Origin of the sequence: Hymenobacter oligotrophus, from assembly GCF_003574965.1 — a bacterium.
In the GTDB taxonomy this organism is placed as follows: Bacteria; Bacteroidota; Bacteroidia; order Cytophagales; family Hymenobacteraceae; genus Solirubrum; species Solirubrum oligotrophum.
In genome coordinates this window covers 2,440,276-2,456,458 of the sequence record NZ_CP032317.1, presented here as the reverse complement: position 1 = coordinate 2,456,458, position 16,183 = coordinate 2,440,276, and the positions used below count along the sequence as shown (strand labels likewise).

7 protein-coding genes and 2 rRNA genes are annotated in these 16,183 nt (G+C 59.0%); 4 read left to right on the top strand and 5 right to left on the bottom strand.

Annotated features, from left to right (window positions below; all coding sequences use genetic code 11):
• Positions 1-144: 144 nt before the first annotated feature.
• Together D3Y59_RS10505 and rrf are read left to right on the top strand one after the other, a co-directional pair.
• Positions 145-3,053: ribosomal RNA gene (locus D3Y59_RS10505) — 23S ribosomal RNA — on the top strand.
• 100 nt (positions 3,054-3,153) lie between these two features.
• Positions 3,154-3,265, top strand: a 5S ribosomal RNA gene (gene rrf, locus D3Y59_RS10500).
• A 428-nt stretch (positions 3,266-3,693) separates the two neighbouring features.
• Here the strand turns inward: rrf and D3Y59_RS10495 are convergent.
• The 5 genes from D3Y59_RS10495 to D3Y59_RS10475 form a co-directional block, all read right to left on the bottom strand.
• Positions 3,694-4,977: a M16 family metallopeptidase gene (locus D3Y59_RS10495; RefSeq protein ID WP_162910685.1), complete on the bottom strand. Its 1,284-nt coding sequence runs from the start codon at positions 4,975-4,977 to the stop codon at positions 3,694-3,696.
• Between the two features lie 6 nt (positions 4,978-4,983).
• Positions 4,984-6,147: a type IX secretion system outer membrane channel protein PorV gene (gene porV, locus D3Y59_RS10490; protein WP_240410331.1), complete on the bottom strand. Its 1,164-nt coding sequence runs from the start codon at positions 6,145-6,147 to the stop codon at positions 4,984-4,986.
• A 76-nt stretch (positions 6,148-6,223) separates the two neighbouring features.
• A complete protein-coding gene (porU, locus tag D3Y59_RS10485; RefSeq protein ID WP_205590819.1) occupies positions 6,224-10,198 on the bottom strand; it encodes a type IX secretion system sortase PorU in 3,975 nt (1,324 codons plus the stop codon).
• Between the two features lie 116 nt (positions 10,199-10,314).
• Positions 10,315-11,046 carry a CDP-alcohol phosphatidyltransferase family protein gene (locus tag D3Y59_RS10480; protein ID WP_119445007.1) on the bottom strand — a complete coding sequence of 244 codons (732 nt, stop codon included), beginning with the start codon at positions 11,044-11,046 and terminating at the stop codon, positions 10,315-10,317.
• Positions 11,047-11,059: 13 nt separating this feature from the next.
• The gene (locus D3Y59_RS10475; protein WP_119445006.1) at positions 11,060-11,698 is read right to left on the bottom strand and encodes an MBL fold metallo-hydrolase; all 639 of its coding nucleotides are present in this window, start codon (positions 11,696-11,698) and stop codon (positions 11,060-11,062) included.
• Between the two features lie 91 nt (positions 11,699-11,789).
• Between D3Y59_RS10475 and D3Y59_RS10470 the strand changes: the two genes are divergently transcribed.
• Positions 11,790-12,887 (top strand): NAD(P)/FAD-dependent oxidoreductase, encoded by a 1,098-nt coding sequence (locus tag D3Y59_RS10470; protein WP_119445005.1) that lies wholly within the window; start codon positions 11,790-11,792, stop codon positions 12,885-12,887.
• A 33-nt stretch (positions 12,888-12,920) separates the two neighbouring features.
• Positions 12,921-16,166 carry a hypothetical protein gene (locus tag D3Y59_RS10465; protein ID WP_240410330.1) on the top strand — a complete coding sequence of 1,082 codons (3,246 nt, stop codon included), beginning with the start codon at positions 12,921-12,923 and terminating at the stop codon, positions 16,164-16,166.
• Positions 16,167-16,183: the final 17 nt, after the last annotated feature.

The window sequence follows — 16,183 nt, the reverse complement described above, 5'->3', positions numbered from 1 at the left end:
TCCCCGCCGCCGGGCAACAGGCCCGGCGCACGTTCTTTGACGTAACGGCTAGCAAACATAGTAGAAGAAATAGGCCTGTCCAGTAAGTTGGACGGGCATCGCACGAGCAAACGACAGACCCATGATTACTCTGGGTCGACCGTTACGGAAGTAACGAAGGGCGCACGGGGGATGCCTAGGCTCTCGGAGGCGACGAAGGACGTGATAAGCTGCGATAAGCTTGGGGGACGGGCACATGCCGGCTGATCCCAAGATTTCCGAATGGGGCAACCCACCGGTTTGAAGAACCGGTATCCGGTCCGCAAGGACGGAGGCGAACGCGGGGAACTGAAACATCTAAGTACCCGCAGGAACAGAAAATAACATATGATTCCCCCAGTAGTGGCGAGCGAACGGGGACGAGCCCAAACCGGGTTGGTTACGGCCAGCCCGGGGTTGTAGGACTACGACGTGAGACCTTGATCGGGTAGCGGAAGCAGGTGGGAAACTGCGCCAGAGACGGTGAGAGCCCGGTACGCGACATTTGATCAGGCTCTAGTAGGATCCTGAGTAGGGCGGGGTCGGAGACGCCCCGTCTGAATCCGCCGGCACCATCCGGCAAGGCTACATACTCCCGAGAGACCGATAGTGAACCAGTACCGTGAGGGAAAGGTGAAAAGAACCCCGGATAGGGGAGTGAAAAGAACCTGAAACCGTGCGCTTACAAGCGGTCGGAGCTGCCAGGTGCAGTGACGGCGTGCCTTTTGCATAATGAGCCTACGAGTTGCTCCTCCCTGGCGAGGTTAAGCGTCTGAAGACGCGGAGCCGCAGCGAAAGCGAGTCTGAACAGGGCGCAGAGTCAGGGGGGGCAGACGCGAAACTTTGTGATCTACCCATGGGCAGGGTGAAGGTTGGGTAACACCAACTGGAGGCCCGAACCAGTTTCCGTTGAAAAGGATTTGGATGACCTGTGGGTAGGGGTGAAAGGCCAATCAAACTGAGAAATAGCTCGTACTCCCCGAAATGTATTGAGGTACAGCGTCGCGGTCGAGTCACGTGGAGGTAGAGCTACCGATTGGACTAGGGGGTGTCACAGCCTACCGAATCCAGACGAACTCCGAATGCCACCGTGATATACGCGGCAGTGAGGCCTGGGGTGCTAAGGTCCCAGGCCGAGAGGGAAAGAACCCAGACCATCCGCTAAGGTCCCTAAATCCGGGCTAAGTTGAACAAAGGAGGTCCAGTTGCCTTGACAGCCAGGATGTTGGCTTGGAAGCAGCCATTCATTTAAAGAGTGCGTAACAGCTCACTGGTCGAGCGACAGGGCATCGATAATACGCGGGCATCAAGTCCGGTACCGAAGCGATGGGTTGCAGCTTGCTGCAGCGGTAGGGGAGCATTCCAGCAGCGGCGAAGCCATGACCGGGAGGCGTGGTGGAGCGGCTGGAAAAGCAAATGTAGGCATGAGTAACGATAATGGGGGTGCGAAACCCCCACGCCGATAGACTAAGGTTTCCTGCTCAACGCTAATCGGAGCAGGGTTAGTCGGGACCTAAGGCTAAGCCGACAGGCGATGACCGATGGCCAGCTGGTTGATATTCCAGCACTCGTTTAATTGAGTGATGCGGTGACGGAGCAGTGAAAGGCACGCGGGCGGACGGAAGTGCCCGTTGAAGCGCGTAGGTATAGGACCGGTAGTGAAGTACGCCGGTTTTGCCGAAACGCGATAGTAGGCCAAGCCCCTCGGGGCGCGGCCATAGTTGCCCTAATCAGACTCCCAAGAAAACCCGCTAAGCGTTTACGATTGAACGACCCGTACCGCAAACCGACACAGGTAGTCAAGGAGAGCATCCTGAGGCGCTCGAGTGAATCACGGCCAAGGAACTCGGCAAAATGGTCCTGTAACTTCGGGAGAAGGGACGCTTCCTGCCAGCGATGGCAGAAGCCGCAGTGAAAAGGCCCAGGCGACTGTTTAACAAAAACACATGGCTTTGCGAACTCGCAAGAGGAAGTATAAGGCCTGACACCTGCCCGGTGCCGGAAGGTTAAGAGGGGGACTTAGCGCAAGCGACGGTCTGAATCGAAGCCCCGGTAAACGGCGGCCGTAACTATAACGGTCCTAAGGTAGCGAAATTCCTTGTCGGGTAAGTTCCGACCTGCACGAATGGTGTAACGATCTGGGCGCTGTCTCAGCCGTGAGCTCGGTGAAATTGTAGTCTCGGTGAAGATGCCGAGTACCCGCCACGGGACGGAAAGACCCCGTGCACCTTTACTACAGCTTGGCATTGACCCTGGGCACCGCATGTGTAGCATAGGTGGGAGGCGTTGAGCCGGGGGCGCCAGCCTTCGGGGAGCCGACGTTGAAATACCACCCTTGCGTTGCTTGGGGCCTAATCTCCAGAAAGGGGAAACAGTGCCTGGTGGGTAGTTTGACTGGGGTGGTCGCCTCCAAAAGTGTATCGGAGGCTTTCAAAGGTCCGCTCAATCCGCTTGGTAACCGGATGCAGAGCGCAATAGCAGAAGCGGGCTTGACTGTGAGGCCGACACGCCGAGCAGGGTCGAAAGACGGATATAGTGATCCGGTGGTTCCGCATGGAAGGGCCATCGCTCAAAGGATAAAAGGTACGCCGGGGATAACAGGCTGATCTCCCCCAAGAGCTCATATCGACGGGGAGGTTTGGCACCTCGATGTCGGCTCGTCACGTCCTGGGGCTGGAGAAGGTCCCAAGGGTTCGGCTGTTCGCCGATTAAAGTGGCACGCGAGCTGGGTTCAGAACGTCGTGAGACAGTTCGGTCCCTATCTGTGGCGGGCGTTGGAATGTTGCGGGGACCTGACCTTAGTACGAGAGGACCGGGTTGGACCAGCCGCTGGTGTACCAGTTGTGCCGCCAGGTGCAGCGCTGGGTAGCTACGCTGGGTCGAGATAAGCGCTGAAAGCATCTAAGTGCGAAACTCACCCCAAGATGAGCATTCCGTTCAATAAGGTCCGTGAAAGATCATCACGTCGATAGGCCGCAGGTCTTAACGCGGAAACGCGCAGCCGAGCGGTACTAATGAACCGAACGCTTCCGCATACCCGCTCTTGCATTTTTCTTCTTCCCCTGCGTTTGCTGGCCGTGCGTCAACGCTTCACGGCCCCGCTTGCCCGCGCGCAAGCAGGTGTCCGCGCACGACAATGGTGGCTTTAGCCCGGGTGTTCACCTCTTCCCATTCCGAACAGAGCCGTTAAGCCCCGGAGCGCCCATGGTACTGCCTTCGCCGGCGGGAGAGTCGGTCGCCGCCAACCCTTGTCCCCACGCCCCCCCGCGGTCCGCCGCGGGGGGGCTTTTGCGTTTAATCGCCCTGGTTGCATGGCGCCTATGCAGGCGCATCAGTGCCGTCCGGATTCCTGGCGGTGTCAAAGGTTCTATAGCCTTTTGAGTATGGTTTATACGCACCATTATGACACTCGTTTAAACGGCTCATACTTGAGCTGAATGCGATTTAACGACTATAGAGATAATAGACGATCGTATAATAGTTTGTAAGCTTTATCCAGAATATCATCGTTAGCTGCTTTAGTGCGGAAAGGTTACCTAGGTATTGGGCTAACATGATAGCCAAACAGATGAGGCCGAAACGGGTGGCGAATTAACTCGCCCCCCGTTTCGGCCTCATCTGTTTGATTTATACCCCAAGTCTTTGCTTACAACATTATTCGCGCAGCAGGGAAGATTATTTCCGTTCGGGTCCTGCCACTACTTCAATAAGCTCTACGGGTGAAAGGTAAGTTTGCGCTAGGGCTTGCAGTTCTTTTGCTGTTACCGTTTCCACGTCTGCTACGAAGCGGGCGTGGAAGTCTATTGGAAGGCCCAGCAGTATTCTGGTTCTGTATTTATCTGCTTGCTCAAAAATTGTCCCAAGCTCGTTCAGGAACTTGCCTAGAATGTAACTCCGGACCGTCTCTAGTTCATCGGCGGGTACGGGTTCTTCCTGCAGCTTGCGCATTTCATGATATATTTCCGTTACTGCCGCTTCTGCGTTTTGAGCATTCACATCCGAACCAATAAGTAAGTTGCTGCCATGCTCGCGGTGATTTATGCTGGCGTAGATACCATATGTGAAGCCTTTATCCTCCCGAATATTCTTCATCAACCGGGAGCCGAAGTATCCGCCAAGCACTTTTACCAAAAATTGCAACTTGTGCGTGTCAGAATGTAATGGGGATGGCCAAGTGCGGCCTAAGCGCAACGAGGCCTGTATGCTCCCGCCAACAGGCACGTAATCGTTTCGCGTTGATTGTGCTTCACCTTGACTTGTTGGTTTGTCAACTAACAGAGCTGATGTATTAGACTTGCCAAGCAAGCTATGGATGAGGTGTGTGTGGTCGTCGTATACGTCGCCGCACAAGAAAAGCTCTGCTATGCTTAAATCGTATGCTTGGCCATGAAAGCTGCGCGCTTCGTTGGCAGAAAGCAATTGAAATGACTCCTCGCTGAACGGACGACCGTACGGGTGCTTCGGGCCAAACAGGTTTTGCGAGAAACGTTCCGATGCTAGATAGCTTGTCTTTTGCCGCTCCACCCGAATATTTTGGACGGTACGCGTCTTCAACTGCTCAATCTCTTTGTCGGGGAAGCTGGCGTTCAGGAGCACATCGTGAACTAACGGAAGTAGCTTCTCCAAGTGACGAGACAAACAGTAAAGCGTAAGCGTGGCCCTGTCGAACCCTTGGTCGCACTCCAACGAGGCGCCGTAGAAAGCTATTTCGTCGGCGATTTGGCGAGCCGTGCGCGTGCGCGTGCCGTCGAGGAGCGTGCGGGCGGTAAGCAAGGATACCCCCGGCAAAGGATCGTACCAACGGCCAGCCGGCAATACTACTTGTAAGCGAACAACCGGTTGTGCATCATGCGGCAATATATGAAGCCGAGCGCCGTTGGGCAGCTGGGTAACGGTGGCCGTAGGCAAAGCGACCCGGCCAATTGGCCGGGTCGGGGGAGCAAGTTGACGATTCAGCATCGACAATTAGTTTAAGGAATCGCCGGAAGAGGCGTTGTCGCTGGCGTTTCCGAAGTTGAAGTGGAGCGAAACCCGAATAGTATTGGCAAGCGGATTGGCGCGGGAGTTGGGCACCAGGTAGGCAGCATCAACTCCAAACACCTGGTAGCGTAGGCCTAGGCCCAAGCATAGGTACTGACGGTCGCCTTTAAGCGGGTTTTCGTAGAAATAGCCTACGCGGGCGGCTAGCAAATCGTTGTACCAGTACTCGGCGCCGGCCGAGAGGTTAATTTCTTTAAATTCTTCGCTGGCGCCGCCAGGTGCATCACTAAAAGAACCTAGGATGCCGCTTACGATAGACTTGCGGGAAATCCGGTCGTTCTCCGCCACAACGGCCGGGTCCGACGAATCAACACCGTCGATGTAATACGGCGTGGGCACCAGCAGTTTGTTGGCATCCACGGTGAGGGTAATCTTGTTGAAAGCATCTAACTCGCGCGTAATGGCCGTGCCCAGCTTCAGGTTAGTGGGCAGGAAATCGGCTTGGTCGGCGCGGGTGTAGGTAATCTTGTTGCCGATGTTCGATACAGCGGCACCAAAAGCCAGGTTGTAGTCGCCGGCGCCGATGGTCACGTCGCGTGAGTAGTAAGCTCCTAGGTCGACGGCGAAGGCGTTGCCGGGGCGGCTATCGGCAATTTGGCTGCCGGTAAGGTTCGAGCGAATGTAGCGAGTGGTAACGCCCACGCCTAAGTACTCACTCAATTTCTGACCGTAGGTAACACTTACCGAATATTCCTTCGGGTTGAAAGTACCTTCGGGCTGATTGGTGCTGCTGCGAAAATCGATGGAGCCTAGGTCAAAATAAGTCAGTGAGGCAGCCAGGGCCGAACGTTCCCCAAGTTTTTTGTACCCCGACAGGGCCGAAATGCTCATGTCGTCGGTAACGTTGCGCAGCCAGGGCGAATACGAGGCCGAAGCGCCGTAGGGGTTGCGCAAAAAGCCCAGCTTTCCCGCGTTGTGGAACGGTGCATTCGCATCCGGCGAAATGGCAGCGCCAGCATCACCTAGGGCCGCCGATCGGGCATCGGGGCTGATGGTAATGAACGGTACAGCTGTGGTAATGGTGTTGGGTAGCTTTTGGGCCTGCGCAGCGCCAGCTGTGCCGAGCAGTGCTGGCAGTAGCAAACGCATGGCTGTCGACTTCGAAGAGGGCATATGCAGAGAAAAGGTTCGGAAAGGCGGAAGGTAGAAAAAAGCAGGCAGCAGCTTAATTAAGAAGAACCAGCTTCTCGTATTTGCTTACCGGCGCATCGCGCGAGGTGCGCACGCTTAAGCGGTACACGTACACGCCCCGGGCGAGCTGGTCGTTGTATTCGTCGCGGCCGTTCCAAGTAATTGTCTTGACGTGAGACTCGCTTGCGGGCACATACGCGGAGAGGGTACGTACGAGTTTGCCCGAAACGGTGAAAATCTGCACTTGTATATCAAGATCTTCGCCTGGGCGGTTGTGGTCGAAGTGAAAGGCCGTATGGGTAGCAAACGGATTGGGGTAGTTTATAATATGGCTTAGCGCTAATTTTTCGTCGCGAGCCACAATGAACTCGATTTCTCGCTCGCCGGAGTTGTTGAAATTATCCCAGGCTTTTACCCGTAGTACGTGTGGCCCCGGGGTCAGGCCCTTAAACAAGTAGCGTACCCGGCCGCTGGTAAATTTGTTTAGGTCAGCGGTATAGAACTCGTTAAGCACCGTCACTTTGCCGGGGTCGTTGTCGAGCGTGGCCGTAAGCTCGTGGCCAATGCCCGTGCCGGCGGTGTTGATACCGCTCGAGTCGCTCAGGCTGGCCAGCAGCGTGGTGTTGGGCCGGGTAAGGCCGCCGAACACAAACGACTCCGTATCCATAGCCAGCCGGATGGCGGGCGGAATGGTATCGGTAAGCCCCGCCTGGGCGGCCCCGCCCACCACAATGCGCGGGTTGGCGCCGTGGGCGTCGATGTTGCGCACCGAATCGGAAGCGTACAAGCTGATTTTGCCCAGCCCGAAGCGGTAGTTGATGTCTTTGGGTACTACGAATTGCACGGCAAAGCGGCCGTTGCGTACGGTAGCTTGGCCGTCGTACACTACGTTGCGCTGCACCGCAACGGCGGTCGGCGGGTTTTCATTGCCTAGCGTGCGTAGGGTGTCGGTTTTTTCAAACACCGTTACCTGCACTTTGCCGTTGAAGTCGCTCTGCAAGGCACTGCCCACGGAGTTGACTACCTCGCCTTCGAGCCGTACGCGCTGCAGCGCCCGCACGGTATCGAGCGGGGTTCGGGCCGGGTCGGTGGCATCGCTGATGCGCGTGCTACGGGCCACCAGATGCGGCATAGCCAAGCGCATCGACGGGTCGCCGAGCAACGAGAAGTTGCGGTTGTATACGTCCTCGAAGTCGTTGTTTTTGCCAAACACCACGGCATCACCTAGGCGCGGCCAACGGCCCGTGGCCGCGTTGCGCTGAAACAGGTGCCGGTAAAAAGCATTGGCCAAAGCTTGGTTGTTTTGGGCGTATACCAAGCGCGTGGTAGTGAGCAAGCCAATGGCGCCGTTGGGCGTGTCGGTAAGCATCTGCTCGCCGGCCGAGGTTAGGCCGGGGTCGTCGTACTGGGCAAAATCGCAGGTGCCCGTAAACATGAAGGTAAGCCGCTGGCGGTTTTGCAGCTGCTGCACCGAGGCCTCGGTGATTAGCTTTTCATCGGCCCAGGCCGTGGGCCCGCCATGGCCAGCGTAGCTTACGATAAGCGAGCCTTGCTCGATGGCGGCATCGAGGGCTGCGGTAGCATTAGGCGAGCGTTGCCCACCCGAAGTGCTTACCTGCGGGTACATATCGAGGTAAACCTTGTTTACCTGAAAACCCGGCTGAGTGCTTACCAAGGGATTGGCAGTGTCTTCGGAATTGCTGAGGTGCAAGTTGCTGTCGCCATCGTCGGCCACGAAGGTGAGGCGGTTGCGCCATTTGCCGTGGGCCGTGGCTTGGTCGTATTCAACCAGCTTGCGCACCACCTCGGCGGCCATGGCGGCAGTGTTGGCTTGCTTGCTGGTGAAACGAACCGGTAAGCGCCCCACAGCGGCATCCATTACCTGCGCCCCAGCCGAGCCGTCTTCGGCCCAAGCGCCTTCGTTATCGTCGAGGAAAGCATAGTAATCGTCGGAGCAGTACGACACGCCTTGCCCGTTGTAGCGCGGTGAGACTCGGGCAAATGACTCGATGGCCTCGTAGGTGGGCACCAGGTTTTGGTTGTCGGCGTCCTTGATCTGCCTGTCTTTCCACCAAGCCGGGAGCTGATTGGCGGCGTTGCTCGCGTCGGCTTTGTAGTCGTACGAGGCGTCGCCTAGCAGCAGCACGTAGAGGCCTGCCGTGCCGCCTCGGCGGTCGTACAGCATCTTTACGAAGTCGCGGATGGCCGTAATGTCCTGCCCGCCCGAGCTAAACTCGTTGTAAATCTGATGGGTGGTTACTACGGCGGTGCGCAAGCCGTCGTGCGTGCGGCGGTGGGCTGCCAGGCGCTCGGCTTCGGCCACAAACAGCGGATGCGTAACAATGGCTAAGTCGACGGGTGCACCGGCCCCGATGGCGTGCAGGTTTTGGTTGGCCACCCGGCCAAAAGCCCTAGGTGCCTCGAAGCTGCCGGCCGGGTTGAAGGCCACATATTCGCGGGCTTGGCTGGTGCGCGCCAAGAAGCGTCCGCCGGTGTGGGCCACAGCTTGCGGCGTGCGGGCTTCGGTTACATCCCACACCAAAGCGTTATTGGCGTTTTGCAACACGAAGGTGCTCAGGGCGCCCGAAAATGTGTTTTCGAGCGAGCGAAACAACAACGGCGTGTTGCCTAGCCTAAGCTGCCGCCGCGCTTGCACTTCCAAATAATCGAGGTAGCCCGAGGCCGAAAGGTCGGCGGGGGTAGGGGAGTACCTGAGCCCAACGCGCACATCGGGCCCGGCTGGGGCCGCGGCGGTGTAGGTGCCGACCTCGGTGTTGGCGGCTTCTTCGTAACAAAAGGCCGTGCCAGGGTTGCAGCTTATGTTGCGAATGATCTGGGTGCCTAGGTTTACGCCGTTGAGCGTGAGGCTGAAGGAAGTAGTGCCGCCTGGTGGCAAGGCCCTGGCGGCCGCCGACGATGTAATGAGCAGCGGGCTGCCGGGCACCAAATCAGTGACATTGGCAAACGTAAACTCCTTTTGCAGCCCGGTGTTGCCGCTGAACGTTTCGCCCAACCACTGCCGGCCCGACTTCAGCAGGTTGATCAGGTCGCGCTCGTAGAAAAAATGGTCGGTGTATTCGCGGATTTCGGCCGTGGGGGTGCCGCTTACAGCCGGCGCCGGCGCTACGCGTTTGCCTGGCGCGCTGCCTACGGTCAGAAAGTAATAAGCCGTATCGGTGTAGAGATTAAGCCGGTGCCGGAAACGCCCGCCGCTCAGCTCCCAGGTGTGCGGGCCGGGCGAGTAAAACAGAAAAAACTCGTCGTCGTCGAGGGCAGCGTTGTTGCTGCCGTTGTCGGCAAAGTAAATGGCGTTTTCCTCGAGGTCGTCGGGGCGCGGGGCGCTGTTGGCCTGCGGCAGCATGCCCATGCTGTGGCCGTATAGCTGCAGCCGTCTAGGGTCGAGCGATTGAACAGGCAGCCCTAGGTTGCGCAAAAACGTTTTGTCGAGCTTGAACACGTTGCCGTTGCCCAAGCTGGTGTTGGTAACGCCAATTTTAAACCACTCGCCCTGGCGCAGCACCGAGTTGGGGGCGTAGGTGCGGTTGGTGCGCGCCTGCACCGGGCTGCTGCCGGTACGGTAGGTGTATTCAAACGAAACCAGCTTTTCGAGCTGCCCGCTTTGGGGGTTGCGGCGCAGCGGCACCACCGCGGCTAGCGTAACGGGCTGGCGGTTTTCGGTGCCGTAGCGCAGTTGCACCTGCGGCGCCGGGCCAATGTTGGCATTGCCAAACGCAGCGGCCTCTTGCGCCGTGAAAGCGGCATACTGCGTGGCCTGCAGTTGTACTTCGGTAACGTAGCCACCTAGGCGCAGGTGCAGGCTGGGCACCCGCTGGCCCGCCCCGAAAACGCCGGCGGTGAACGTGGGCACCCGTACGCCCTGGCCGCCTTGCGGAAACGCCACTCCCTGCCCACGCCACGTGAGCTGAACCCGCTGAGCCGGAGCCTGCGCCCAAGCGGCCCACGACCAACCCATTATTGCCAGAACGAGAAGCGAGGTAAAAAAGCGCATGAACAAACGAGCAACTAAGTGGGGCTGAGCAGCGCCTAGGTAGGTTCGATAAAATAAAGCCGGGCCAACACACTAGATGCAGCTACAACTGCCGCTCACACAAAATATTGTGGGCACTATCCGTGCGAAGGGCGCAGCACCGAGAGCAGCACGTACAGCAAAATAACGAGCGGTACCGCCGAAGCTTTGAGGAGCATCAGCAAGACTACCGTCGCAATCAGAAACACGAAACGCAGCGAATTGTCTTGCCAGCTTAGGTTCTTGAATTTAAGCGCAAACAGTGGCAATTCAGCAACCAGCAAACCCGAAAGCACCAACGTAAGTGCCAGCAGCACCCATTGGTTCAGGATAATGCCGCTCACGCCAAACTGGTCGTTCAGCAGAATGATGGGCAGCGAGGTAACCAAAATGGTGCAAGCCGGCGTGGGCAGGCCGATAAACGAATCGGACTGGCGCGTGTCGTTGTTGAACTTGGCCAAGCGTAGCGCCGAGAAAATACTGACCGTAAAGGCCAAATAAGCCAAGGGCGAGTCGTTGGCTGCGGTAGCGTTTTGCAGCAGCTTGAACAGGAAGGCGCCTGGCACCACGCCAAACGAAACCATGTCGGCCAGCGAGTCCAGGTCTTTGCCGATCGGAGACGAAACGCGCAAGGCGCGGGCTACCAAACCGTCGAAGAAGTCGGCAATAGCGGCAATACCGATGAGCACGGCGGCTGGCAGTAGCGCTTGCCAATCGGTGCCTGGCCGGAATGTGCTGGTGTTGGTACCTAGGATGATGCTCAGCGCCACGCAACCGCACAGCAGATTGACGCAGGTGAGTGCGTTCGGAATATGGTTTTTGATTGCCATGTCAGCCTGAAGCCTAGCGCAGAAATGGGTTGGTACGGCGCTCTACGCCAATGGTGGTGGCCGGGCCGTGGCCGGGGTATACCGTTACGTCGTCGGGCAGGGTAAACAACTGCTCCCGAATGCTGCGAATCAGGGTGTCGAAGTCGCCGCCGGGTAAGTCGGTGCGGCCGATGCTGCTCTGGAACAGCACGTCGCCGCCGATTACCGCCTTGCTGGGGGCATGGTAGAACACCACGTGGCCAGGAGCGTGGCCGGGGGCAAAGCGCACCTCCAACTCGGTGTCGCCAAACATCAGCGGTTCGCCCGGCTTCAGGAAACCGGTAGGTTCGGCGGGGGTGTAGTGCGGGAAACCGTACACCGGAGCGTAGGTGGGCACAGCGCGCAAAGTAGCCAGGTCGGCCTCGTGGATGAGGAAAGGCGTGCCGGGCCAGGTATCGAGCACAAACTGGTTGCCAAATACGTGGTCGATGTGGCAGTGCGTGTTCAGCAGCAGCTCCACGCGCAGGCCTTGGTCGGTGATGAATTGGCGAAGTTGCTGCTGTTCGGCGCGGTCGTAGCAGCCGGGGTCGACGATGGCGCAGGCGCCGGAGGCATCGTGCAGCAGGTAGGTGTTTTCGGAGAAGGCGTTGAACGTAAAGCCCGAAACAATCATGCAGTCAGGAAAAGGCCAGCCCTAGGTGAGCGGCATACAAAGGGAGGGTAAGTTACGCATTCAGCAACGGAAAGTGCGTATTTTGCTAGGAATGCAAGAGCAAGCCGATTACCTGATTATAGGCCACGGTATAGCCGGCGCCACCCTCGGGTGGGAGCTGCGCCGCCGTGGTTTGCGCGTGGTAGTACTCGATGAACACCAGCCCAACTCGGCCACGCGCGTGGCCGCCGGGCTCATCAATCCCGTGGCCGGCAAGCGGTTTGCGCTGGCTTGGCGCATCGATGATTTGCTGCCTGCCGCGCAGGAATTTTACCAAGCGTTGGAGACCGAATTTGGGCGCCGCTTCTTTTTCGAAACACCTATTCTGAAGCTGTTTTCGTCGGTGCGCGAGCAGAACGACGTACTTGGCCGCTCGGCCGATCAGCCGTGGGGCGACTACGTGGCCGATCCGGCCCTAGGTCTGCCCGAGGTGCCCGGCCTGCTGCACCCTTTCGGAGGTTTGCAACTAAAGCACGGCGGCTGGGTTGATACCACGGCGCTGCTCGATGCCCTAGGTAACCAAGGGCGCGAACAGGGCTGGTTGCGCCCCGAAACTTTTGTGTCGGAGCTGCTTGTTCCCGATGAGTTGGGCGTAAGTTACGGCCGCGAGTTGCGGGTCCGCCACGTGGTATTCTGCGAAGGCGCGGCGGTGGTGCGCAACCCGTGGTTTAGCTGGTTGCCGGTTACGCCCAACCAAGGCGAAGTACTCGATGTGGAAGCGCCCGAACTGCCCGCCGGCTACGTGCTCAACCGCGGCGCCTACGTGGTGCCCTTGGGCAATGGCCAGGTGCGAGTAGGAGCAACTTACCGTTGGCCGCCTTTTGAGCTGCAGCCAACGGCCGAGGCTCGCGCCGAGCTTACGCAGCGCTTGCGCGACCTGACCACGGTGCCTTTTCGCGTGGTGGGGCAGCGGGTAGGCGTACGGCCTGCCGTGCGCGACCGTAAGCCCTTGTTGGGCACACACCCGGTGCATCCGGCACTGGCGGTTTTCAATGGCCTGGGTTCAAAAGGCGTGCTGCTGGCACCGCGCTTAGCACAGGTGTTGGCCGATGCCCTGGAATCTGAAAAACAGCTTTGGCCAGAAGTCAATATTATACGTTATCAGGCGTTGTATACTGCTGCTGCTTCGGCAACGGCGTCGCCCGCCTGAGTTACCCTCCCCTTCAGCCTATACGCGGCTTCTATGATGCACTTGTCCAACTTGTCGCCCCGCCTGCGTTGGGGTGTAAGCCTGCCGGCTTTGTTGCTGGCGCTGCTGGCTCCGGCCGGAGCGGCGGTAGGGCAAACCGCGCAGGAAAGCTTTGGCCGTACCCGCATCCAGTACAAACAGTTTGAGTGGCAACTGCTCAGCACGGCCAATTTCAACGTGTACTACTACGGCGGGGGCCAAGCCACGGCACGCCGCGCGGCCGAGTACGCCGAGCAGGAATTGCAGCGCATTACGTCGCTCATCGGGTATTATCCGTACTCGAAAACCACCCTGATGCTCTACAACTCGGTGGGCGACCTGCGCCAGAGCAACGTGGGCCTGAACGCCGATAAGTACCAGACCGGCGGCGAAACCGCCCTGCTGCGCATGACGAAGGTGCAGCTGGCGTTTCAGGGGCAGCAAACGTTGTTTAAGCGCGACCTCAGCTACCAGATTACCAAGGTGCTGCTGAACGACATGATGTACGGCGGCTCGCTGAAGGAGGTAATCCAGAGCAGCTACCTGCTGCAGCTGCCCGATTGGTTTGTGGCGGGGGCTTCGGCCTACGCCGCCGAAGGGTGGAGCGTGGAAATGGACGACTACATGCGCGACATGACGCAGAAGGTCGACAAAGACAAAGCCGCGCAGTTTTTCGTGCGCAACCCCGAGTTGGCCGGCCAAAGCGTGTGGAATTACATTGCCGAGCGCTACGGCTACACCAGCGTTCAGAACATACTGAACCTGACGCGCATTACGCGCGACGTGGAAACGGGCATCAGCTCGTCGCTGAACGTGCCGTACCGCCAGTTTTTGCGCGATTGGCTGGGCTACTACCGCCAGCTGAACGCGCAACCCGAAACGGCCTACGCTCTGCCCGACGAGCAGCGGCAGGTGATGCACCGCAACAAGCGCAACCTGAGCTTCAACGAGCCCGTGATTAGCCCCGATGGCAAACGGCTGGCCTACACCGAGCTCGACCGCGGCCACTACCGCGTGATTGTAACGGGGGTGGATGGCTCGGGCCGCCACGTGGTGTACTCGGGCGGCTACCGCACGCCCGATCAGGAAATAGACCGCCGCCTGCCGGTGCTGGCTTGGCGCAACAACGCGCAACTGGCCATTGCCGAGGAGGTACGCGGGCTGGTGTCGCTGCGCTTGCGCTCGGCCGATGGCGGCGCATTTGGCGTGTTTGCGCGCCTGAAAGAAGCCCTGCCTTTCGCCGACAAGGGCTCGTCGGCCTTCAACCCTTTCTCGCAGGTGCACAGCATGGCCTACTCGCCCGATGGCAAGGCCCTGGCATTTAGCGCCACCCGCAACGGGCAGGCCGATTTGTACTTGCTGCGCGCCGGTAGCCGGCAGCCCGAGCGCCTCACCAACGACGTGTTCGACGATGTGCATCCGGTGTTTATGCCCGATGGCAACTCGCTCGTGTTCAGCTCCAACCGGTGGCTCGATTCGGCCGGCACAGCCAAAGGCTCCTTTGGCGCGGTCGTGAACAATTACGACCTGTTTCGCTACCGCCTCGACGGCAGCGCCCAGCCCGTGGAGGGGTTGGTGGCTACCATCTCCAACGAAACCCGACCTAGGGCATTGTCGGCCAACGAGCTGCTGTACCTGAGCGAGGAAAGCGGCGTGCGCAGCGTGTACCGCTACAACCTCGCTTCGCGCGAGCGTACGCCGGTTACCAATTTCCTCAACAATCTTAAGAGCTTCGACTACAATGCCAGCAGCGGCTCCCTGGGATTTGTAGCCGCCGACCGCGCCCGCGACTTCGTGTATGCTTATCCGAAATACGAGCTGCCGCAAAGCCTGAGGCTAAGCAAAACCGCCCGCCAGGAAATTCTGGAAGACCGCTCGGCCGCGGCCGCCCGGCCACGCCCGCAAGCGCAGCCGCAGCAAACGGCGCCGGCCACCACCGAGCCCGGCAACAACGCCGCGCAGCCGGCCGCCCCGGCCCGCAACCAGGGCGTGGACGTGAGTGACTACCAATTCGAGGAAGATACCCCGCAGCTTCGTCGCCGCAGCAACGCGCCCGTGGCCCAGCAGGCAGCCGCGGCAGCGCCCGACCTAGGGCTTACCGGCCCCATGCGCTACGACACCCGCTTCAGCCTCGATAATGTGGTATCGACGATTTACGCCGATCCGCTTCTGGGCATCGGCCTGGTGGGGCAAGCCTCGATGTCGGATTTGTTTGAGGACCACCGCATCCGGGCAGGCATTTTTGCCCTCACCGATTTGCGCACCAGCAACATTTTTGCCGAGTACACCAACCTCAAGCACCGCTACGACTGGAGCATCGGCTTTCAGAAGCAGAGCAACTACGTGCAGCTCGAGGAAACTGGCGCGCAGGTGCGCATGGGCCGCTACGAGGTTACGCCGGGCATCTCGTACCCGCTCACGCACAACCTGAGCGTGCGGGGCAACCTGCGTTACGTAGCCAGCACCATTTCTTACCTCGACGACATTTCGCGCGGCGACCGGCGCGAGCATTACTACGGCGGTAGCGGCGAGCTGGTGTTCGACAACTCCGTGGCCACCGGCGTAAACATGCTCGAAGGCTCGCGCATGAAAGTGGGCGTGATGAAGTTGCGCGAGCTCAACGACGCCGACGGCGACTTTGGCAAGGTGTACGTTGATTTGCGCCACTACCAAAAGGTGCATCGCCAGATCATTTGGGCCAACCGCGCTTCGTATGGGCAGTTCTTTGGCAGCTCGCCCAAGCAGTTCCGCCTCGGTGGCATGGATAACTGGTTGAATGCCCGCACCGACGATTTCCGCGAAGTGCGTCCGCAGATCGATGCCTCGCCTACCGATTTCTTCTACCAGCAGTACGTAACCAACCTACGCGGTTTCAACTACAACACGCGCTCGGGGCCTAAGTACGTGCTGTTCAACTCGGAGCTGCGTGTGCCCATCATCCAGTACTTCTCGCGCAAGCCCATTTACTCGGGTTTCTTCCGTAACCTGCAACTCACGGGCTTTGTGGATGCCGGCACTGCGTATCGCGGCTCTAACCCCTTCAACGTCAACAACTCCTTCAACACGCGCCCCTACGCCGGCAACGACAACGCTTTCTCCGGCACGGTTACCAACTTCCAGAATCCGTTTTTGGTGGGCTACGGCGCCGGTGCTCGTACTACGTTGCTGGGTTTCTATGGCAAGCTCGACGCGGCTTGGGGCCGCGAAAACGGCCAGGAGCGAGGCCCAAAGTTTTACTTCACGCTGGGCTACGACTTCTAACGTCGCCCTTGAGCTCC